The sequence below is a fragment of the Dyadobacter sp. OTU695 genome (assembly GCF_038440355.1).
In the GTDB taxonomy this organism is placed as follows: Bacteria; Bacteroidota; Bacteroidia; order Cytophagales; family Spirosomataceae; genus Dyadobacter.
Window position 1 is genome coordinate 63849 of the sequence record NZ_JASATN010000022.1, and the last position, 22731, is coordinate 86579.

Annotated in this window: 19 protein-coding genes; 7 read left to right on the forward strand and 12 right to left on the reverse strand. The window is 49.3% G+C overall.

The window, feature by feature from the left end:
• Positions 1 to 40: 40 nt before the first annotated feature.
• The 12 genes from porV to hisH all read right to left on the reverse strand — a co-directional run bounded on the left by porV (position 41) and on the right by hisH (position 10540).
• Positions 41 to 1198, reverse strand: coding sequence for a type IX secretion system outer membrane channel protein PorV (porV, locus tag AAHB90_RS27670; RefSeq protein WP_342088502.1), 1158 nt, complete (start codon positions 1196 to 1198; stop codon positions 41 to 43).
• Positions 1199 to 1301: 103 nt separating this feature from the next.
• Positions 1302 to 4682 (reverse strand): type IX secretion system sortase PorU, encoded by a 3381-nt coding sequence (porU, locus tag AAHB90_RS27675; RefSeq protein WP_342088503.1) that lies wholly within the window; start codon positions 4680 to 4682, stop codon positions 1302 to 1304.
• Complete coding sequence (locus AAHB90_RS27680) at positions 4660 to 5274, reverse strand: hypothetical protein (protein ID WP_342088504.1); 615 nt, start codon at positions 5272 to 5274, stop codon at positions 4660 to 4662. Before AAHB90_RS27680 ends, porU begins: the two co-directional genes overlap by 23 nt.
• 68 nt (positions 5275 to 5342) lie before the next feature.
• Entirely contained in the window at positions 5343 to 5531 is a 189-nt protein-coding gene (locus AAHB90_RS27685; RefSeq protein ID WP_106594198.1) for a PG1828 family lipoprotein, read from the reverse strand.
• A gap of 149 nt (positions 5532 to 5680) precedes the next feature.
• Complete coding sequence (locus tag AAHB90_RS27690; protein ID WP_342088505.1) at positions 5681 to 6454, reverse strand: geranylgeranylglyceryl/heptaprenylglyceryl phosphate synthase; 774 nt, start codon at positions 6452 to 6454, stop codon at positions 5681 to 5683.
• Positions 6451 to 6855, reverse strand: coding sequence for a hypothetical protein (locus AAHB90_RS27695; RefSeq protein ID WP_342088506.1), 405 nt, complete (start codon positions 6853 to 6855; stop codon positions 6451 to 6453). Before AAHB90_RS27695 ends, AAHB90_RS27690 begins: the two co-directional genes overlap by 4 nt.
• Before the next feature lie 96 nt (positions 6856 to 6951).
• Positions 6952 to 7290 carry a phage holin family protein gene (locus tag AAHB90_RS27700; protein WP_342088508.1) on the reverse strand — a complete coding sequence of 113 codons (339 nt, stop codon included), beginning with the start codon at positions 7288 to 7290 and terminating at the stop codon, positions 6952 to 6954.
• Between the two features lie 60 nt (positions 7291 to 7350).
• Positions 7351 to 7686 (reverse strand): phage holin family protein, encoded by a 336-nt coding sequence (locus AAHB90_RS27705; protein ID WP_090375179.1) that lies wholly within the window; start codon positions 7684 to 7686, stop codon positions 7351 to 7353.
• Between the two features lie 13 nt (positions 7687 to 7699).
• A complete protein-coding gene (hisIE, locus tag AAHB90_RS27710) occupies positions 7700 to 8341 on the reverse strand; it encodes a bifunctional phosphoribosyl-AMP cyclohydrolase/phosphoribosyl-ATP diphosphatase HisIE (RefSeq protein ID WP_342088510.1) in 642 nt (213 codons plus the stop codon).
• Between the two features lie 91 nt (positions 8342 to 8432).
• A complete protein-coding gene (hisF, locus tag AAHB90_RS27715) occupies positions 8433 to 9206 on the reverse strand; it encodes an imidazole glycerol phosphate synthase subunit HisF (protein ID WP_342088511.1) in 774 nt (257 codons plus the stop codon).
• Between the two features lie 3 nt (positions 9207 to 9209).
• On the reverse strand, positions 9210 to 9932 hold the full coding sequence (hisA, locus tag AAHB90_RS27720) for a 1-(5-phosphoribosyl)-5-[(5-phosphoribosylamino)methylideneamino]imidazole-4-carboxamide isomerase (RefSeq protein ID WP_342088512.1): 723 nt from the start codon (positions 9930 to 9932) through the stop codon (positions 9210 to 9212).
• A gap of 20 nt (positions 9933 to 9952) precedes the next feature.
• Positions 9953 to 10540, reverse strand: a complete 588-nt coding sequence (gene hisH / locus AAHB90_RS27725) for an imidazole glycerol phosphate synthase subunit HisH (RefSeq protein WP_342088513.1) — start codon at positions 10538 to 10540, stop codon at positions 9953 to 9955.
• Between the two features lie 280 nt (positions 10541 to 10820).
• Here hisH and AAHB90_RS27730 point away from each other — a divergent pair, with 280 nt between their 5' ends.
• From AAHB90_RS27730 to AAHB90_RS27760, 7 genes are all read left to right on the forward strand, one after another.
• A complete protein-coding gene (locus AAHB90_RS27730) occupies positions 10821 to 12314 on the forward strand; it encodes a M14 family zinc carboxypeptidase (RefSeq protein WP_342088514.1) in 1494 nt (497 codons plus the stop codon).
• Between the two features lie 114 nt (positions 12315 to 12428).
• Positions 12429 to 15311 carry a TonB-dependent receptor gene (locus tag AAHB90_RS27735; RefSeq protein WP_342088515.1) on the forward strand — a complete coding sequence of 961 codons (2883 nt, stop codon included), beginning with the start codon at positions 12429 to 12431 and terminating at the stop codon, positions 15309 to 15311.
• An 85-nt stretch (positions 15312 to 15396) separates the two neighbouring features.
• On the forward strand, positions 15397 to 17067 hold the full coding sequence (locus AAHB90_RS27740; RefSeq protein WP_342088516.1) for an IPT/TIG domain-containing protein: 1671 nt from the start codon (positions 15397 to 15399) through the stop codon (positions 17065 to 17067).
• Between the two features lie 221 nt (positions 17068 to 17288).
• A complete protein-coding gene (locus AAHB90_RS27745; protein WP_342088517.1) occupies positions 17289 to 17915 on the forward strand; it encodes a HupE/UreJ family protein in 627 nt (208 codons plus the stop codon).
• Positions 17916 to 17943: 28 nt separating this feature from the next.
• Positions 17944 to 20325, forward strand: a complete 2382-nt coding sequence (locus AAHB90_RS27750; RefSeq protein ID WP_342088518.1) for a M1 family metallopeptidase — start codon at positions 17944 to 17946, stop codon at positions 20323 to 20325.
• A 146-nt stretch (positions 20326 to 20471) separates the two neighbouring features.
• Positions 20472 to 21626, forward strand: coding sequence for an ATP-binding protein (locus AAHB90_RS27755; protein WP_342088519.1), 1155 nt, complete (start codon positions 20472 to 20474; stop codon positions 21624 to 21626).
• An 11-nt stretch (positions 21627 to 21637) separates the two neighbouring features.
• Positions 21638 to 22585, forward strand: coding sequence for a D-2-hydroxyacid dehydrogenase (locus AAHB90_RS27760; protein WP_342088520.1), 948 nt, complete (start codon positions 21638 to 21640; stop codon positions 22583 to 22585).
• The last annotated feature ends 146 nt before the right edge of the window (positions 22586 to 22731 follow it).

Here is a 22731-nt window from a genome sequence, read left to right on the forward strand (position 1 = left end):
ATAACGCCATTCGTTCGGAATAATTAAATTCTGTTAATGCTTAGTTTTCGTTGTCGCTTACGTCCAGCTTCTCGGCTTTGTTCAATCCGAGTGATACGGTGATACGCAATGTCTGAGCAAGCGGGCTTCCTTGTGTTGTCGGGAACATGTAGGCGAAATCGGCACCCCATTTATCTGCGAAACGAAGGCCGGCTCCCGCGGTGAAGAAACGGCGGTCGCCTTTATTTTTGTTCTCTCCAAAATACCCGGCTCTCAAAGCGAAAATATTGTTGTACCAGTATTCCAGACCTGTCGCGATGGCCACTTCCTGGATTTCCTCTTTAAACCCGTCCGGAGCATCCGAGAATGAACCGAACACACCGTTCAGCAAGGGCTTGGTATTGATATTGGTTTTCCCGTCGGGAGTAGGCACCATCAGTTTACTGAAATCGATGATGAAGTTGAAGCGGTTTCTGCCGTCGCCGGTATACGACAATCCGGTACCCACTTTCAAGGTTGTAGGAATAAAATTCTCTGTTTCACTGCTGGAACCGTAATTGATCTTACCGCCCAGGTTGGAAAGCACGGCACCCAATGACCATACGAGCTCGCTGCCGGTATCTTCGTTTTTGAATTCCTTCTTATAGTAAGCGCTGATATCACCCGCAGCTACACGTGCAGGGCTCAACGAAACATTATTGACTACCGCGTTTCCTGCAAGGTTCGAGGAGATGTATTTCAATGTCAAACCCATCGAGAAGTTTCTGCCCAACTGGCGTGAGTAGGTTCCGTTGAAAGCAACTTCACGGGAATTAAAATAACCGATATTATTACCTACGGCATCCCGCAAATCCAACTCACCGTTGTTGAAATAATTAGCAGAAAAAGCAACTGCCTGACGGTCTCCCAATTTCTTGTAAATAGAGACATAGCCGAGCCACATATCGTCCACCAGGTAACGGAGCCATGGAGTATAGGAAAGCGAAACGCCAAAATCTTTGGTATTGTAAGGAAGCTTTGCTGCGTTCCAGTAAGCTGAATTTGCATCGGGGCTGAGTGCTACACCGGCTTCTCCCATTGCTGCACTTCTAGCATCAGGGGCAAATGTCAAAAAGGAAAGTGGTGATGCCGGTATTCTTCTTGTAGAATCCTGCTGAGCGAAAAGCGTACCTGATGTTAAAAAGAATAGTGAGGATAATGTAACAAAAAAAAGTCTCATAGAAATTGGATTTGCGATAGGAAGTGCCTGTGTCAGCTTCTTTAAAGGGTCAAAAATACAATGAAAGATAGTTATTACTAAAAATTTGATAAGTTTTATTATCTTAAGGAGACCGGATCAATTTCCCGGCTTTCTGATCGGAAGAATTGTCTTTTAACGATCTGATCAGTAATTGGTAAACCAGCGATTGACCAACCGGCACTGTCCTGAGCCACTCGGTGACCTCCATGCTTTCCCTGATAACCGGCTCGCTGTTATAATAGCGCTTTTTATAAGTACCCAAACGCTGACCGTTAGCAAGCAATATATTAAAAATTAATTCTACATCGTCATTTACCCGGTTGTGCCCAAGCTCGAATGCAATATCCTTCTGAAATGGGTTAGGGTAAATCCTAAAAGTGTTGAGTTCAATTCCTTTGGCAGCGCCTACTAGAAACCCGAACGCTATTTCAGAAAAGTTAGTATACGCATCCCACACTTTTACACGGACAATATATTTTCCGGCAGGCAGATTATTTAGCGGATAATTGATAGTCCCCGATCGATAATTATCCAGATCCGCCGCGTAATAATCATTCAAAACGACTGTCAGCGTATCATTCAAAGTCATTGTAATATCATGCCCGATTCCCGCCCGGGAGATGCTGATCCCACTCTCGTCGCTCATCCGCAGCACGAGCACCGACGATGGCTCGACCGTATCACCATCCCGGAATGCGGGGGTATTGAGGTAACCGGCCAGCTTGGGGGGAATCGTATCTTTCTGCTGCACGGCGCTGCCTCCAACTACAAGCTCCAGTTGCGCCGAGGCATCTTCCGTACTGTCGGCATTCACGGCGTAAAGGCTCGCGCGTCCAGGGCCAATGCGGTAATCGATGTCTTTCGGCATTTGCAAACTGCATTGCAACCGACCGTTTTTCACCGTCACATTTCCATCAAAAAGTTTGCTGCGAAACTCCTTATAAGTTTCCGGGGTGCCCTCATTACCCAGCGTCCGGAATTCGATCGCTTTGTCGTAAACCACCAGCCTGGCCGTGCCGTTGAAATTCGCATCGGTCTTTCCCGTTTCGGGGTCAAAAACCTCTGCAAGCAACGTTGCTTTCTGCAATGCACGCAAGGTATCGGGCACAGAAGTCCATCTTAACCTTTTCTTTCCGGGCGTCAAAACCATCGACGGATCGGCCAGCAATGTGAAATTCCGGTTCAGGCTACCGGCCAGCGCATTGTTTTTGGTGTATTTAAAAAAATCACCTAGTCGCTCGCCCGGTTTTGCATTTAACAATGCTTCGTAAAATGCCTTGTTCAATGCAAAATTGGTACTGGAATAAACCGGTCGTGTAGTACTTATCGCCCCCATCGCCGCTCCTTTCGGACTTAAAACCATCAATTCGGCGCCTGATACGACGCCTGGGTCATCGTAACGCCCAAAATCACAGGTTGCTGTGATCAGTAAGGGCAGGTTACCCATGCCTCGACTCGAAAGCATATCTGCCAATGTCAGTACCTGTTCCTCGGCCCAGCCGCTGGTGCCTCCATGACCCGTATAATTCAATATCAGCGTCCCGTTGTCGATCGCATTCCGAATAGCCTTGTTGATAGCCGGCGCTTTCTGTCCGGCATCGGTCGTGGTTTGCGGCACTTCGTCGATGAAAGACCTTGCAGAAAACATTCTTCCCTGAATAAGATTGGCGAGCTGGTCGGCGTGACGCTGATGAATATTCCCATCACCGTCATCGGCCACAAACCGCACCGAATTTTTCCAAACCCCAAATGACGATTCGTAGCGTATCAACTTATCGACCACGATCCGCGCTTCTTCCAACGACTTCACAGGCAACCTTCCGATACCTGTATCGACAGTATGATCGCCAGCCGAGCTCTCGTTCCAGTCACCCTCATCTACATCCATAAAGCCGAAATAATCATCAGACGAATAGGTATAGACCGGGTTGAGCGATTCCCGGCTTTCGTACACGGGCACCCACGCGGCGCGCTGCGCCTGCGATTGATTTTTGAGGAGGTTCCTGTAATCGTAGGTGGCATCACCAAACAACAAAAGGTATTTCAGCTTGCCGGGTGTCTGGCGATAAAGGTGTCTGGCAAAATCGCGGATTGCGGTGATGTCGGGCCGGCCAGAGGCATACTCATTGTAAATCTGCTCGGTCGTTACGACCAGCACATCCAATCCGTCGTGGCTATTCCTGAACCCTGCGAGCCGGTTGGCTTCGTTCGCCCAGGCAGCCGGCGTTACAATGAGCAAGTCAGGTGTAGTTGCCGAAGCCACATTCTGGTTTTCGACGCGGCGCCAGTTCGCCGGTAACAATGCATCATCCGTTTTAAAACTGATGTATTTTTGAAGCATTTTACCGCCCTTTGCAGTCCACCTGAAAGCCCCGGAAGCATCTTTCTGAACTATTGAAAGCGGTGCAATCGGATTTGTGATATTCCAGAGACTGAACCCTTCCCCTGAACCCTGAAACTGACACGTAACGGTATCCACCGGTTGCGGCAACAAATAATAGGTCTGTTGGCCTTCGTAGTTCCTCAGTTCCCGTTTTACCTGTAAACCGATATAATCCAGATAAGCCTCGGCAGAGCTCTGTCCGTTTTTGTTATAGGTTACCCCAATATTGAAGTTCCCCGACGCCGGCGCATTTTTCAAAGTATAGGTATTCCCGGTCTGCAGCGCTTTCACATCATAAGTCCCGGGGCTCACTGTCCCGATGGCCTCCTGGCCTATCTCCCCGCCGTTAACCTGCCATATAAAACGGGTTGGCACCTGCGCCGCTCCTATGGTGGATGTTCTAAGTATAAAGTCGGAAGATGGTACTACTCCCGGCATATTTACCTGAATACTAAAACCCGATGTGCCGCCAAGATATTCGCCCCACCATTCACGCCCGGATTTGAGTGTATTGGACAATTCCGTTTCATGATACCAGTAATCATCAAACTGGCTCACTGTTTTTGAAGCGGTAACCGAAAGCCCGGCATCGGGTCTGATCCTCTGACCATCGCCTTCTGCGAACGTGATAAAATAGAAACTCGAATCGGAGTAGTAATTGAGCTGATGCCGGAGTTGCGCTTTTGCAGCGTCATACTGGACAGTATGCGGGCCTTCCGCGTAGAAGTATACGGCATCGCTTTTATCAAACTTCCCATCCTCCTGCCCGCTGACCCAGATCGCATTTTCCATTAATGCATTCACATATCCAGATTTGTTGGATTGCGGAAGCATAGTTCCCCCATTTCCATAAATCCGGATGCCGGCAGGCCGCACGGAAGTGATATCGATGCCCATTTTGGAAAGCAGGTCGGCATCCACGCGGTAAATGCCCGATTCCGTCACAGCCAGTTTAAACCACTGACCTTCGGACAATACCGATTTTTGCCCATAGGAAAAAAAGGACAGCAGCAATGCCAGACAGCTCAAAACTGAATGACAAGCTCTCTTCCGGACATCAACACGCTTCAACCAATGCATGAGCGGGGATTGTGTAGAGACGCTGAGAGGCTTTATCCGTGCAAAGTACGCGTGTGCGCCTGAGCGTTCCGCGTGTGAATGTCCTATTCTGGAAGACGAAGTTGGTACCCTCGTCCAACTGAAACAAACATACCTTGCCGGTATTCAACTCCTGCTCATCGTACTTTCTGAGCACATTAAAAAGTTTCTGATCACCACCGGTGGACGCGGCGGGGTTTTGAGCATAACGAAGCAGGTGGACGAGAATGTCTTCCGGGAAAATACTTTCGCGCATGACAGGCATCAGTAGTTCCCTGAACTCATGTTTCCATTCCGCACCGTGCGGCGCTACCCGTCTGCGGCCGCGGCCTTTATATTTGTAATGCACAACACAATGCGCCACTTCATGCAGGTAGGTAATGAGGAAACTGTAAGGATTCAGATTGACATTGACCGTTATCCGAGGAACCATGCCCGGTTTTACGGTGAAATCGCCCAGGCGGGTACGACGCGGGCGCGAAAGGAAAAAATCAAAGCGGTGGGAACGATACAACTCCTGGCAATACTCAGCTGCCCCGTCCGGCACATACGAACCCAAAGACACGTTTTTCATACCCCGAATAAAAAAAGAAAAGCCCTACTTTCATAGGGCTTTTCAAGATTTTCGACTTGTACGTCTGATTACTTCTTAGTAGTATCAGCAGCAGTAGTGTCAGCAGCAGCAGCAGTTGTATCAACAGCAGTTGTGTCAACAGCTGGAGTTTCAACAGTTACAGCAGTTGTATCAGCTGATTCGTCAGCAGGTTTGCTAGTACAAGCAGCGAAAGCTACCATCCCGGCAACAAACGCAAATGCAAAGAATTTTTTCATTTCTTGGGTGTAATTAAGGTTCGATGCAAAGGTAATAGGATCGAATTGAATATTCCTAAATTTTGAGTTTGTATTTTTCCAAGAACTTAAAATTTCCTTAGAAAATTCTTAATTCACTTTAATTTGTCCTATTATTTCTCTCCATCCCCCTAAACGCTCTCCAACTTTTGGTTATAAGCCTTCACACAGGCAGCGATTTCCGGTAACAATTCCTGGTTGGCTTCAATGCCGTTGCCGACTACGATCACATCCGCGCCCGCTTGCAGGGCCGCGTCCGCTTTTTCATAGGAATCGATCCCGCCACCGACGATGATCGGAATGTCCACGGCAGCCCGTACAGCTGTAATGGTTTCTGCCGGAACCGGGAACAATGCACCGCTGCCGGCATCGAGGAAAATGTTTTTAAGGCCCAGGTATTCACCGGCCAATGCGGTACAGGCCGCAATACCCGGCTTGTCGCGCGGGAGCGGTGTGGTATTACTGATATAGGAGACGGTCGTGAGCTTGCCGCTTTCAATGAGCATGTAACCCGTCGGCAGCACTTCCAGGCCGCTTCGTTTCAATAAAGGCGCAGCGATAACGTGCTGGCCAATCAGCAACTCGGGGTTGCGACCGGAAATCAGCGAAAGCAGCAAAATAGCATCGGCCGAGGGCTCGATGTGCAGGCTGCTGCCGGGGAAAAGTATCGCGGGAATGTCAGTATATTCATGAATGGCGGCAATCAGCTTGTCGATGGCGTAGTTGGTAATAAGACTTCCGCCTACGAAAAAGAAGTCAACGCCGTGCCCAGCCGCGTATTCAAGGAATTTCGGGAATGTGGAAAGGTTAATTTTATCCGGATCAAGGAGAACAGCAAACGATTTCCTTTTTTCGTCTTTACGTTCGGAAAGGAGGTCTGCGATTTGATGTTTCGCTGCTTTCATTCGGTTTTTCGTTCGTCATCAATAAAATGTTTCAGCTTCTGGCGCGCCCACCCCACAGCCAATGTCCAGGCTAAACTTTGAACGGCTTGTCCGACCGCAGACTGGGTTTTGATTTTGGTGACTTTCTTTTCGACAGGCTCTACCGGCTCGACCAAAATTTCCTTTTTCTTTTTCCCCTTTGGCAGCAATGCATTCATGACCACAAAAGTCGTTGCTACGACCCCGCCGATGATCAGCGCCTGCTTACCGTATTCAGTAGCCTCTTTTTTGAGCCCGCTCCATTGTGTTTCCAGCTTGTCGCGGTACAGATCAGCATCCTGCAACAAACCTTCTTTTTCCTTGTCCGTATCGGATGAAAACGGCTTCGTGATTTTTACCGAAGAATCTATTGAAGAACTCATTTCATATCTGTTGAATAGTGTCCGGGAATTTTTCAAAAGGAATCCAAAAATAGCAATTCAGAGAAACTAATTGCCAAATAAAGCAGCCAAAAAGCATTATTCCTCCTTCTCGCTGACAAAACGAACGATTATTTTCCGGATCAGTCTGATCCAGGTTTCTTTCCAGATGATGGTAACGGCCAGCTTGATAATGAAAACGCCCAGCAATATCACAAAGCCGAGGTAATCGCTGTGCAGCCACTTGTTCAGGAATGTCCCGAGCAATATGACCAGCAAAATCAGGATCGTAAGGCCAAGACAAAGCAGTATGGCGGCAAATATCCCTATGACAACGGCCCGCTCGATCTTGTCACGGGTCTCAATTTTAAATAGATCGATCCTGGTTTCGAAATATTTAAAAAGCGTGTCCTTGATTTCTTCCAGTTGACTCAGCATAGCGGTAAATTTCAAATCATGTGAAACGTTTTTAGGTCTGAACAACAGACTTTTTTCACATTAATCCAAAAACATACCAAGGATTGCGGAAACGACTGAAACGATAAGTCCGAAGAACAATGCGGAAATGAAACCATCGACCCGGAAGCCGTCTACAAGCGACGCAGCGAGATAAATGATGAAAACGTTGACTACAAAATAGAATAGCCCCAGCGTCAGTATCGTGATGGGTAAAGCGAGAAGTTGCAGGATCGGTTTGAGAAATGTGTTCAGAATACCCAACACAATGGCTACGATGATGGCCGTGCCCGTACTCGCAACCACAACCCCGGGCACCAAATTTGCGGCGACAATGATCGCCAATGTACTGATTACAAGACGCAGGAGTAGCTTCATACTAAATTGGTTTTTATTGGTGACGGCTACGAAGTACGTCAATTACCTCATCTAAGTCAATGTTTTTTTGTTCCAGCAAAACAAGCAGGTGGAACAGCAAATCCGACACTTCGTTCTTGAAAAGATTGTCGTCATTATCCTTCGATTCAATGACAACTTCGACCGCCTCCTCCCCTACTTTCTGAGCAATTTTATTGATCCCTTTTTTGAAAAGACTGCTCGTGTACGAAGAATCCGACGGGTTGAGTTTTCGCTCACGGATCACACTTTTTTGAAGATAATTCAGGAATGCCGCTTCGCCCGAACGTGTGTCATCAATTTCCGGCTGACTATTTTTTTCCCCAAAACAGGTATCCGCCCCGGTATGGCAAACAGGGCCCGCAGGCGTGGCTTTAATGAGCAAAGTATCACCATCGCAATCCGCCGCAATTTCATTTACAAACAGAAAATTACCCGACGTTTCACCTTTCGTCCACAAGCGCTGCTTGCTCCGGCTGAAAAAAGTAACGGTTCCCTGCTGCCTGGTAACGTCCAGGGCTTCGGCATTCATGTAGCCCAGCATCAGCACTTTACCGGTATTTGTGTCCTGGACAACTGCCGGCACCAGGCCGTCGGCCGATTTATTAAAGTCAATGGATGAAAACGTCTCGCTCATTTTTTGTTTTTCTATTAAAACTTTTCACCGCGGCCGCAGCCATGCGCTGGCTGGCCTGCCGGTTTAGTATATTGGATAAAACTCCGCGCCATTACCGGGTCACCCGGATCGGCAGGTCTTTGTTTTTGAGATATTCTTTCAAATCCGGAATATCGATTTCACGGAAGTGAAAAATGCTTGCGGCCAATCCGGCGTCGGCTTTACCTGCTGTAAATACGTCGTAAAAGTGCTCCATATTCCCCGCACCACCGGACGCGATCACGGGAATATTCGCATTGCCTGAGATTGTGGCGGTCAGTTCCAGCGCGAAGCCGTTCTTCGTTCCGTCCGTATCCATCGAGGTGAGCAGGATTTCACCCGCGCCCCGCTCTTCTACCTCTTTTGCCCAGGGTATCGAGCGGATTTCCGTCGCTTTCCTGCCCCCGTGCGTGTGCACGATGTGCTCGTAGCCGTTTTCCGTTTCGATATAACGCGTATCGATGGCCACCACGATGCATTGGCTGCCAAATTCGAGCGACAGCTCGTTGATCAGGTCCGGATTCCGCACCGCCGCCGAGTTGATCGACACTTTGTCCGCACCCGCATGCAGGAGCGCCGACACGTCCGCAATCGAGGAAATGCCTCCACCGACTGTAAAAGGTATGTTAATGGTCTGCGCTACTCTGCGTACGAGGTCGATAAATGTCGAACGCCCATCGACAGTGGCGGTAATATCGAGATAAACCAGCTCGTCGGCTCCTTGTGCCGCATACATAGCGCCCAGTTCCACCGCGTCGCCGGCATCGCGCAAGTTCACAAAATTGACCCCTTTGACCGTCCGGCCGTCCTTCACATCCAGACAGGGAATGATTCGTTTTGTAAGCATATTTTAAACTGAAAAACGCTGTAAATCGGCCAGACTGATCCGGTTTTCATAAATGGCTTTCCCGATGATCACGCCGTAGATATTCATTTCCGCCAGTTTCTCCACATCCTCGATCCCTGCAATGCCGCCGCTGGCGATAATGTTCAGGTCGGGACATTTGTCCTGGAGGTTTTTATATAAATCAAAAGAAGGGCCTTGTAGCAGGCCGTCTTTGGCAACATCGGTACTGATGGTGTATTTGACACCCTTTTCCACGTATTCTTCCACAAAGTCATATACCCAGATAGCAGTACCTTCCTCCCAGCCACTTACCGCGATCTTTTCGTTCTTCGCATCTGCTCCGAGAATAATCTTTTCACCGCCATAAGTTTTAATCCAATGCTCAAACAAATCGGGCTGCTTCACGGCAATGCTGCCGCCGGTAACCTGTTTTGCACCGCTTTCGAATACCGTTTTCAAATCATCATCCGATTGCACCCCACCACCGAAATCGACATGCAGCGAAGTTTTGGACGCAATTCTTTCCAGTACCTTCCAATTGACGACCTTTTTGGCCTTTGCGCCGTCCAGATCCACCAAATGCAGCCTTTTCAGCCCGGCGTCTTCAAATTGCATCGCTACTTCCAGCGGGTTTTCATTGTAAATCTTCTTCTGACCATAATCTCCCTGGGTGAGGCGGACACATTTGCCTTCAATCAGGTCGATAGCGGGAATAATCTGGATCATGGGTTCGGGGCAGGCGGTTGTCAGAGTTTAAGAAAATTTTCGAGGATTTGCTGGCCGGCATTTCCGCTGATCTCGCAGTGGAACTGGGCCGCGTAAAAGTTGTCTTTATGCAGCATCGCGCTGAATGGCGAAGCGTAATCGCAGCTGGCGACGGTATATTCGCAAACCGGTGCCGCATAGCTGTGTACGAAATAAACGTACGCATTGTCGGGCAGGCCGGCCGTGAGCGGCGATTGATAGCCAGTGATATTGTTCCAGCCCATATGCGGCACTTTCAGCCCCGAAGCTGCCGGAAAGCGCTTCACATCGACATCGAAAATGCCCATGCACTCGGTATTGTTCTCTTCCGAGAAGCGGCACATAAGCTGCATGCCCACGCAGGTTCCGAACACGGGTTGTTTTAATGAAGGAATCACTTTGTCGAGGCCTACATTCCGCAGATAACTCATGGTGGTGCTGGCCTCGCCTACGCCTGGGAAGATCACCTTGTCCGCGGAGCGGATCTCGGCCTCATCGTCGGTATAAAGGTAGCTGGCCCCAATGCGGTCGAGCGCGTACATGACCGACTGCACATTGCCTGCATTGTATTTGATAATGACGGTTTTCATACCATTCAGTGCTTGAAATCGACAACAAAAAAGCCCGATCTTAACAATCGGGCTTCTGGGATACTATGTATTCAACCTTATTACAACACTACTTGCAAAAACACATCACCCTAGACGTCCGAAAGCCAAAAGGCCGTGATGCAAATGATATGTTTCAGCTGTTAACATGCCACAAATGTAAGCAAAAATTACAATAAGCGGACAACAAAACGCGTAAATATTACATTAAAATTTGCTTAGAGAAACTTCGTACCTTGCGGGTAACAAATGGCCTTGAACCATGACCAGACCAACTATTCTGCCACTATTTTTCCTGTTCATTACCTTGATTACCATTGATTCCCAGGCACAAAACAAAGAGCTTGCCGACCGTCTTTTCAAGATTCACGAAACCTACCGCGAACAGTCCCTTACCCAGCGCCGTTTCAAGCAAAAAGACATTCTCCCCCTGATTTCCAGGCGGCAGGGTAATGCCATGTACCAGATCGAAAAAGTGGGAGAATCCTTTGAAGGAAGGAGTATTCAAATGATTAAAATCGGGGCCGGGAAGAAGAAGGTGCTGCTATGGACACAAATGCACGGCGACGAGCCGACCGCTACCATGGCGAGCTTTGATATCTTTAATTTCCTGGAAGGTAAAAACGACGGATTCGACGATCTGCGCAAAAAACTGCTCGACAATACCACCCTGTATTTTGTGCCCATGCTCAACCCCGACGGCGCCGAACGTTACCAGCGTCGGACCATGCAGGGCATCGACATGAACCGCGACGCAGCGGCACGCCAGACGCCCGAAGCACAAATCCTGAAAGGCCTCGTCGACCGCCTGAAACCAGATTACGGCTTCAACCTTCACGACCAGAGCCCGCGCTACTCTGCGGGCCGCAGCCCAAAAGTGGCTACGATCTCATTTCTGGCAACATCCTATGATTACGAACTGTCGATCAACGACGTACGCGAGCGCTCGATGCAGTTGATCGTGGGTATGAATAAAATTCTCCAAAAGTACATCCCGGGCCAGGTAGCGCGCTATGCCGACGACCACGAGCCGCGTGGATTCGGGGATAATGTACAAAAATGGGGTACCACACTGGTATTGATTGAATCGGGCGGCTATGTGGGCGATCCTGAAAAACAATATATACGTCAGCTCAATTTTATGGCCATCTTGTCCGCACTGGATAAGATTTCGGACAACTCTCTGACCAAAGAAAACCGCGAGGATTATTACAATATTCCCGAAAACGGCCGCTGGGTGTACGACCTCGTCGTACGTAATGCGACTGTCCGGCAATCAGGCAAATCGTTCACGGCCGACCTGGGCATCAACCGGGCGGAGGTCAACTATGCCAATGCTACCAAGTTCTTTTATTACAGCAAGATCGAGGACTTCGGCGACCTGCACCCACAATACGGCAGCCAGGAGCTCGACGCGACGGGGCTTACCATCGAAAAGGGTAAGCTTTACCCCACGGCATTTAAAAATGTGAGCGAGATCAGCAAGCTAAATGCATTGAACCTGCTCAGAGAAGGTTACACGTACGTGCGCCTCGCTCCCGACACCAACACCCGCGCATTAGGCCTGTATTTCACCACCGCGCCGCTGCATATTCTCAGAAGCGGGCAAGCAGTACCGACGGGTACGCCAGGCCTCGGGGCCACCGCCACGTTCATTCTGAAAAAAGCCGGAAAAGTGAAATATGCCGTGATCAACGGCTTCGTGCATGATTTGGACGACTTCGATGCTGAAAAAGGACAAGGAATTGTTGAGTAAACGGCTGATTTTTAAGGAAAAGTACAATTTTTAAATAATTGACGCGTAACATAGGGTTAACATTGGGGTAACATTGGCGATCTACTTTTGTGTCGAAAATTTGACACCTTAAGAATGAAGACCAAACTGTTTACTTTACTGTTTACCCTCGCTGCCGTCATAACGGCATTCGCAGATCCGGGTACTATCCGTGGCTCGATCAAAGACGCTAAAACCAAAGAGGCGCTCATCGGAGCGTCCGTTCTCATAGAAGGCACGCAGATCGGTGCGGCCGCCGACGTCGACGGAAATTTTGTTCTTTCCAATGTTCCTGCCGGTACCCACAAGATCATCATTTCCTTTGTTTCCTACCAAACCAAAGAAATCCCGAATGTCCGTGTAGAATCCGGAAACATTACGGTGATCGATACGGAACTGGATGAGGAAGGCAAAGCATTGCAGGAAGTTGTTGTTCGCGGTAGCCGTGCGACCAATACCGAAGTAGCAGTTATCAGCGAAATCAAGCAGCTTAAACCCATCGCTGTTGGTATCTCCGCCGCGCAGATCCAGAAATCGCAGGACCGTGACGCTGCCGCCGCTATCCGCCGTGTACCAGGTATCAGCATTGTCGACAACCGGTTTGTCATGATCCGCGGATTGGGCTCACGCTACAATGCAGTGCTGATCAACGATGTGATCACCCCTTCCAGTGAAGTGGATACCCGCTCGTTCTCATTCGACCTTATTCCAAGCAATATCATCGACCGGATGATCGTCTACAAATCCGGTTCTGCCGAATCTCCCGGCGATTTCGCAGGTGGTGTGATCAAGATCTATACCAAACGCCGTCCCGACCAGAACTTCACCGACGGTGCCCTCACAGTAGGTTACCGTGCCAATACCACGTTCCAGAACGTTCAGTCGCATTCGCGCAGCGGTGCCAACTGGCTTGGTTTGTGGGGCGCGGATCAGACATTGTCCAGCGCTTTCCCTAAACGTTCTGCCGATTTCAACACCCTTAGTTCACCTGAAAGAGCCGCTTTCGGCAGGATCCTTCCTAACAGCTGGGCTTTGAAAAACGTGAATGTTTCCCCGGACTTGCGTCTCGCATTCAATCTCGGCCGCCGTTTCGACATTGGTAATGTCGATGTGAGCAACATCACGAACATCAACTATTCGATGACCAACCAGGTTTCCAACATTGATTTGAAACTCTATCAGAATGGTCTGAATGCAAATGATGTTTTTGAAAAATATAAAGATTCCAACTACTCACGCCAGACGCGTATCGGCGTGCTGCATAACTGGACATTCCGCTTCTCCCCGGTTTTCAACCTGGAATGGAAGACGTTGTTCAACCAGATGGGCAATACCGAAACCGTGGCCCGCGAAGGCCAGCGTGTAGTGGATGGTTACGATATCAAAAACTATTCTCAGCGATTTGAAAACCGCAGCATTGTGACAACCCAGGTTTCGGGCGACCACAAGATCGGCGACCTTACCAAACTGAACTGGATCACAGGTTTCGGCTACACAGGCCGCTGGGAGCCCGACTGGAAAAGGATCCGTTTTCAGCGCCAAACTGCCGAAGACGGTGCAGAAGCATCTCCTTACCAGGCTGTGGCGCCGATCGATCCTAACCCGATCGACCTGGGACGCTTCTACTCCAAACTCAATGAGCGTGTGCTGACACTGGCTGTAAACGGTGAGCACGCATTCGGCAACCCGGTTGACCGCGAGCCTAACAAGATCCGTTTCGGGATTTATGGTGAGCGCAAAGACCGCGATTATTCTGCCCGTTTTTATGGGTATACCAATGTAGGAAATGCTTCTGACATCCTCCGTGCCGACATCGGTTCGATTTTCACTCCTCAAAACGTTACCGGCCAGGATGGCGGTCTGACCATTAAGGACGGAACCAAAGACCTTGATTCTTACAATGGTATCAACAACTATTACGCGGCCTATCTGAGCGGTGATGTTAACTTCGGTTCGAAAGCCATTCTGACCCTCGGTTTCCGTGGCGAGTACAATAACCAGCAGTTGCATTCGACGATCGTGAACGAACGCAAGGAGCTTGTGAACAACATCGTGTTCATCCCGCTGCCATCCCTGAACTTCACTTATAAGCTGAGTGAAAAACAGAACTTGCGCCTGGCCTACTCCTCAACCCTTAACCGTGCTGAATTCCGTGAAATGGCGCCATTTACCTACTTCGATTTCAACCTCCTGGCTGACATCCGCGGTAACACGGCACTGAAAACGGCAAAAATCCAGAATATGGATGCCAAATGGGAGTTTTACCCAACACCCAACGAACTGATCTCGGTTACAGGTTTCTACAAGCATTTCAAAAACCCGATCGAAACATTCCTGATCCCGACGGGTAATGGCCTGGCTTACACGTTCATCAACGCCGGTTCCGCACAGAGCTACGGAGTTGAGGCGGAAGTACGCAAAGGATTTGCACAGGCTTCAAGCCGCTTTTTCCAGAACCTGACATTGGTAGCGAATGCTTCCATTATCAAAAGCAAGGTAAACCTTGGACAAGTGGTGGAAGGACCGGATTTGAGCGGTGCTATTCAGAAGTATGACCTGACAGGCATCACCGATACCAAACGCCCGATGGCCAACCAGTCACCTTACCTCGTGAATGCGGGTGTTTACTACGCCGAACCAAGCGGCTGGCAGTGGAATGTGCTTTACAACGTTTTCGGACAGCGGATCTTCGCAGTGGGTAATGTCGATAACCCGACGGTTTATGAAATGCCCCGCAACGTGATCGATCTGAACATCAGCAAAAAGTTCAAAAGCAACCTGGAATTGCGCCTAGGTATCCAAGACATCCTCAACCAACCGGTTCGTTTCTCACAGGATTTCAACCACGACGGCAAAATTGGCAGCGACGTGACTACCAAGGGGCCTAATGCCGATCAGGATATACGCAAGTTCAGACGTGGCAGCTACTTCACGCTTACTGCTGCCTACAATTTCGGAAGAAGGACAATCATACCATAATTCAATCAATACCAGCACGGCGAGCGCCGGAGTAATATCAGTATCAGTTCAAAACCATCCAATTGCAAACAAACTTGAATTCACTATGATTAGCTTAAAAAACAAACTGTTTTCATTACTCCTTCTGACGGGTCTGGTGGCAGGTCTGACGGCTTGCGACAATGACGATGAGCCGGATACAACTCCGCAACCTGTGCTGGCTGTTACCGCTATCGCACCTGCATCCGGCCCGGTTGGTACCAAAGTAACGATTACCGGAACAAAGTTCGACCCAACGCCCGCTAACAATACCGTATTGTTCAACACAACACCTGCCACTGTAACTGCCGCGACTACGACTTCTTTGGAAGTAACGGTTCCTGCCGGCGCTACTGCCGGGGTTATCTCTGTGACGGTTGGTGGAGTAACTGCAAAAAGCGCAACAAGTTTCACCGTATCCGACCGCACAACAGTGGAGATTACCGGCGAGATTAAGGCTAACGCTACCTGGACCAAAGACAAACTTTACGTATTGAAAGGCTTTGTTTACGTAACATCGGGCACTACCCTGACGATCGAAAAAGGAACGATCATCAAAGGAGCCGGCAAAGACGCCGATCCTACGGCTTCCGGAAAAGGTGGCGCGTTGATCGTCGAAGCTGGTGCGAAACTGGTGGCAATCGGTACTGCCGAAGAGCCAATCGTATTTACTTCTCTCAACGATCCGGGCAAACGTAGCTACGGAGACTGGGGTGGTGTTGTTTTGATCGGTAAAGCTCCAAACAACCGTCCGGGTTCAACCGCATTCGAAGGTGGTATCCGCGGAACCATCGGCACAGGAACGGCCGCTGACGACAACTCAGGAACATTGCAATATGTACGTATCGAATTCGGTGGTATCGCATTGAGCTCTACTGCCAACAGCGAGATCAACGGCTTGACACTTTACGGTGTAGGTTCAGGCACAACAATCGATCACGTACAGGTTTCTTACTCAGGTGACGATTCATACGAGTGGTTCGGTGGAACTGTAAATGCTAAAAACCTGATCGCATTCCGTGGTTTTGATGACGATTTCGATACAGACTGGGGTTTCACAGGAAAAATTCAGTATGCTGTTTCATTGCGTGACCCAGAGTATGCGGATCAATCTGCATCGAACGGTTTCGAATCGGATAACTTCAACTCTGGCGAGCCTGCAACAGGCCCTAACAACGGTCTGCCATTGACAGAACCTACTTTTGCCAACGTAAGCCATTTCGTAACTGCCGGAACTCCTTCCACGGCTACTGTAAAAGGAAGCGGCGGCTACCAGTCGGGAATGCACCTTCGCAGAAATACTGCTATCAGCATCCTTAACGCAGTATTCGTAGGTGAGCCGGAAGGTCTTCGTCTGGACGGATCTGCAACCGGAACCTGGAAAAACGCACAGGATGGCAAACTGGACCTGCGAGGTATCGTATTGTCGAACAACCTGACTGCAATCGTAGGCAAAGGCGAGATCACTAGCGCCCAGGCTACTACCTATTTCAATACTCCTGCACGCAAGAACGAAACCAAAGACCTGGCTTCATTGCTGCTGAACAGCGCAAACTTCAACCTGACAGCTCCAAACTTCCTGCCACAGTCTACTTCCCCTCTCTTGACGGGTGCTACCTGGGAAGGAAAAGGTGCTGACGCGTTCTTCACAAAAGAACTTTTCAGAGGTGCTTTCGGAACAACAGACTGGACCAAAGGATGGGCCAACTGGGATCCGCAAAACACGATCTACAAATAAGCATTCTAAAATCTTATATAATTGGTGTCAGAATTTAGAAAGGCCGGAAGCAGATGCTTCCGGTCTTTTTCTTATGCAGCTTGTCCTGAAAATGGAAGGGCAGATGTAGCATTTTAACCACATTGTTGGTTTACACTTCCGAAAGAAATATCTTCGGGTTTATCTATTTTTGTCTTGACAATTAATTTGTCGGGCGTTCATTTTCTCCTAACCCTGGTTTAATGTCCGAGTTTCAGGCTTACCTCCAATTGGGATTCAGCCATATCACTGATTCCAATGGCTATGATCATATTCTTTTCATCATGGCAATATGCGCGGTCTACACGCTGGTAGACTGGAAAAAAGTAATCGTGCTGGTGACCGCATTCACCGCGGGGCACTCCATCACATTGGCATTGGCCACGTTGGGTTATGTTAACGTCAATCCCGACTGGATCGAACTGATGATCCCGGTAACCATACTTCTGACTGCTTTCATCAACTTTTTCCACAGAATTCCTAAAAACTCCTACGCGCCCAAAGAGAAGGCCCCCGCATTCAGGTACCCGCTCGCACTGGGCTTCGGTTTGATCCATGGATTAGGCTTTTCGAACTATCTGAGGGCATTGTTGGGCAACGAAGCGAATATTTTCAATCCGCTGCTCGGCTTTAATGTCGGGCTCGAACTGGGGCAACTGATTATCGTCTTTATTATCTTAGCCATTGCATTCGCGATGATCGAGCTCCTGCGGGTGCAGAAATTAAGCTGGATACAGATACTATCCGGTATTATCTTTGGAATGGCGCTCTCGCTGATCCTGAACAATGAACTTTTCCGCACACTTACAGGCATGCCTGTCGACTCATAAAAGCCAAACTATCTATGACCAACCGATTATGAAAAAAAAGCTGCTCCCGTTACTAATGCTGCTCGTGTCGCTCAACACCATGGCACAGCAGCTCCCCACTTCTCCCAATTACCAGGCCAACGACCGTTTCGAACAACTGGGCACTGTACTGCCGACACCCAACACCTACCGCACCGCTTCCGGCGCACCAGGTAAGGAGTACTGGCAACAGCGGGCCGATTACGACATTAAGGCCGAGCTCGACGACGATAACCGCCGGATCATCGGGACCGAAACCATTACTTTTTACAACAGCTCGCCGGATGACCTGAAATACATCTGGATGCAACTCGACCAGAACCTTTTCAAAAAAGACGGTATCGCAGCCCTCTCGCGCACAGGTACCGTCAATGAAAAAGGTATGAGTACCACCCAACTGGCGGCATTGAACACCGGTCGTGGCTCTTCGCTGGATCCTAAGGTGGAATATGGCTACAATATCACCGCAGTAAAGGATAAGGCTGGTAAAGCATTACCTTTCACCATCAACGGAACGATGATGCGCATCGACCTTCCGCTCGTCATGAAACCCGGCACTGCATTTGTTTTCAGCGTAGATTGGAATTACAATATCACCGAATACTATGGCCGCAGCGGCTACGAGTATTTTCCAAAAGATGGTAATGCCAACTATTTCATCGCGCACTGGTTTCCCCGCCTGGCGCCTTACGACGACGTCAATGGCTGGAACCACAAGCAGTTCCTGGGCCAGGGTGAGTTTGCATTAATTTTTGGAAATTACAAAGTGGCCATTACCGTTCCCGCCGACCACGTGGTAGCGGCCAGCGGCGAATGCCAGAACTACGCCCAGGTACTCACCGCCACCCAAAAACAACGCCTCAAACAAGCCGAAACTTCCAAAACACCGGTCATGATCGTGACACAGGCGGAAGCTGAAAAGGCGGAGAAGCGCGAAAACAAGAACCCCGGTAAGAAAACATGGATCTACAAGGCCGATAATGTACGTGACTTTGCTTTCGCAAGCAGCCGGAAATTCATTTGGGACGCCATGCAGAGCGATGTTTACAAAAGCGGGCGCAAGATCTGGTGTATGTCAATTTATCCAAAAGAAGGCAATCCGCTGTGGGAACAATACTCGACCCGCGCAGTGGCGCACACCTTGAAGTCCTACGGCGCACGCACATTTGAATATCCTTATCCGGTGGCGATCTCCTGCCATTCGGTAGCGGGCGGTGGGATGGAATACCCGATGATCAGCTTCAACGGCGGTCGGCCTGAGGAAGATGGTACTTACACCGAAGCGACAAAATATGGTATGATCGGCGTGATCATCCACGAGGTGGGTCACAACTTTTTCCCGATGATCGTCAACTCCGACGAACGCCAATGGGCATGGATGGACGAGGGTTTGAACACTTTCTGCCAGTATCTGGCCGAAAAGGAATGGGATTACAACTTCCCGACACGCCGCGGCGAACCTAACCAGATCACCGACTATATGTCGTCGGATAAATCGGTACTGAGCCCGATCATGGCTTCGGCCGAGAATGTGATCGGCCTCGGGCCCAACGCCTATGGAAAGCCTGCCACCGCATTAAACATTCTTCGAGAAACGGTTATGGGCCGCGAGCTGTTCGACCACGCATTTAAAGAATATGCGACCCGCTGGCGCTTCAAAAGCCCTACCCCGGCCGATTTCTTCCGGACCATGGAAGATGCCTCGGGAGTGGACCTTGACTGGTTCTGGAAAGGCTGGTTCTACGGCACCGAGCCGGTGGATCAGGATCTGGTAACGGTCGACTGGTTCAGCATCGATACCCAAAACCCGGCTATCGAGAAAGAGATCGCCCGCAAGGAAGATGCGCGCAAGAAAATGACCATGAGCAAAATCCAAGATGCCAAAACCAAGGGAGAGACCGTGGTGGCACAGGATTCGACCATGGCCGACTTTTACAACCGCTACGATCCGTTCAAGGTAACAGACGCCGACAAGCAGAAGTACGAGCAATACCTGGCGACATTGACGGAAAACGAGCGTCAGCTGATTCAGGAGAATACCAATTTTTATACATTGGCTATCAAAAATAAGGGTGGCGTACCAATGCCTGTAATTGTAAAAATGGGCTTCGAGGACGGCACCGACTCGGTGGCCGTGTTCCCGGCGGAAATCTGGCGTTTCAATGACGTGCAGATCAACAAGGTGATCTCGACCAAAAAGAAAGTAGTCCAATGGACACTCGACCCGTACCAGCAAATCGCCGATATCGACACCGAGAATAACTCGTTCCCGCGCATCGCGCAACCTACCCGGTTCCAGATCTTCAAGCAGCAACAACAGAAAAAAGCGCCTAACCCCATGCAAATGCAAGGCGTCGGCGGCGGAAAGATCAGTACCGACCCCAAGAACTAGCGTTATATCAATAATATTTAAAGCCCTCCCAAGTGTATTTTAGGAGGGCTTTTTTATGTAATTTCAAAATAGAATCTATGTAATTTCAAAATAGAAACTATGTAATTTCAAAATAAGACTATCTTTGCATTGACGATTAGATAGTTATGATGTTCATTGCAAGACATATAGAGGCGGCAATCAGGCAGCAAAAGGAAAAATATCCGGTGATTGCCGTCACGGGGCCACGGCAATCGGGAAAAACCACATTGCTTAAATCCGTCTTTGAAGATTACCGTTATATCTCATTGGAAAACCCTGATAACCGGGCATTTGCTACCGATGACCCGCTCGGGTTTCTACGGGAGTATCCCGAGCGGATGATCTTCGATGAAGTTCAGCAGGTACCGGGCCTTTTTTCCTATATTCAAACCATTGTCGATGAGTCCCGCCAAATGGGACAATTCATATTATCCGGCTCGCAAAATTTTCAGCTGCTCAGCAACATTACCCAAACCCTTGCGGGCCGTGTTGCGCTCTTCAAACTGCTCCCATTCGATTTCGGCGAACTGAAATCCGCAAGCCTGCTGGCTGAAACGTTTCCCGAAGCGTGTTTGAAAGGTTTTTATCCAGCAATTTACGATCGCGACATCGACCCCACCACGTTTTACGCCAATTACATCCAGACCTACGTGGAACGCGATGTAACGGAGCTTGCAAACATTCGCGATCTACGGCAGTTCCGGACATTCCTCAGCCTCTGTGCAGCACGTGTGGGGCAACTGATGAACCTATCTTCTATTGCCAATGAATGCGGAATATCGCAACCGACGGCCAAAGCCTGGCTATCGATTCTGGAAAGCAGTTACATTACTTTTCAACTGCAACCGTTCTACCGGAATTTCAGCAAACGGGTAGTCAAAACGCCGAAAGTTTACTTTTACGACACGGGGCTTTTGTGCCATCTCCTGGGCATCCGGAATACCGCTATCTTCGCAGAAAACCCACTGCGCGGGAATATCTTCGAGAATATGATCATCGCGGAGATTCACAAACAGAACGAGCACGGCTATCTTCACAAAGATTACTGGTTCTGGCGCGACTCCAACGGGCACGAGATTGACCTGCTGACCCAAAATGGCAATTTGTATGACATTTTTGAGATCAAATCCACCCAGACAATTATGACCGAGCATTTCGCAGGACTAAAATATTTCAGCGAGATTTCGGAGAATAATGCCGGAGATAAAACTTTAATATACGGCGGTAGTACAAACCAATCCCGAACGCAGTACACCGTTACGGGTTGGAAAAACATTTAATTACTGATTTCATGAACATCGTAATTCTCGACGGATATACATTGAACCCCGGTGACCAGGACTGGGCGCCGATTGAAAAACTGGGAAATGTGAGCATTTATGACCGTTCGGCCAGAGAAGAAATCGTGGAGCGTGCGAAGGACGCGGAAATATTGCTGGTTAATAAGGTAGTACTTTCAGAGGAAACGCTGGCGCAACTGCCAAAAGTCAGGTATATCGGCGTAATGGCTACGGGTTTCAATAATATCGATATTGACGCAGCCAGAAAACACGGCATTACCGTCACCAATGTGAAAGCATACGGCCCGGCTTCGGTCGCGCAGCAGACTTTCGCATTGCTACTGGCGATCGTAAATCGCGTTGAAACGCATAGCCAAAGCGTATTTGCAGGTGACTGGGCCGCTTCCGCCGATTTCTGCTACTGGAAAACGCCGCTTACCGAACTGGCAGGAAAAACGATGGGGCTGATCGGTCTCGGGGATATCGGTTCGCAGGTTGCGAAGATTGCTGCCGCTTTCGGAATGAAGGTGATCGCATACCGGAAACACCCGGTGCCGACGGACGGGGTAGAAATGGTATCGCTCGATGAAATTTTCAGCCAAAGCGACGTCATAAGCCTGCATTGCCCGCTTACCGACGAAACAAGGGAAATTATCAACCGGGAAAGCCTTTCAAAAATGAAACCGGGCGCCATTGTGCTGAACACGGGCCGTGGGCCGCTTATCCACGAGCAGGACCTTGCCGATGCACTTCAAAACGGCACTATCGCCGCAGCCGGACTGGATGTACTGTCGGTGGAACCGCCAAAGGCCGGTAACCCATTGCTATCTGCGCCCAACTGCGTGATCACACCGCATGTAGCATGGGCAACATTCGAAGCGCGGCAGCGGCTGCTACAAATGGTTGCCGACAATCTGGAGAATTTTCAGTCGGGCAAACCGGGCAATGTCGTTTCCTGAAATTGAGGTTGAAAGTACGCCCATTACGCACGTACACTAACAAATCCTGTTCCGGGCCCAAAATAATCGCGTACCTTTGAACTACTAAAATTCACGCACGAACCCGCGCAGACGGGGATTCTGCTATTTTTCAGTTCGTTTTCATT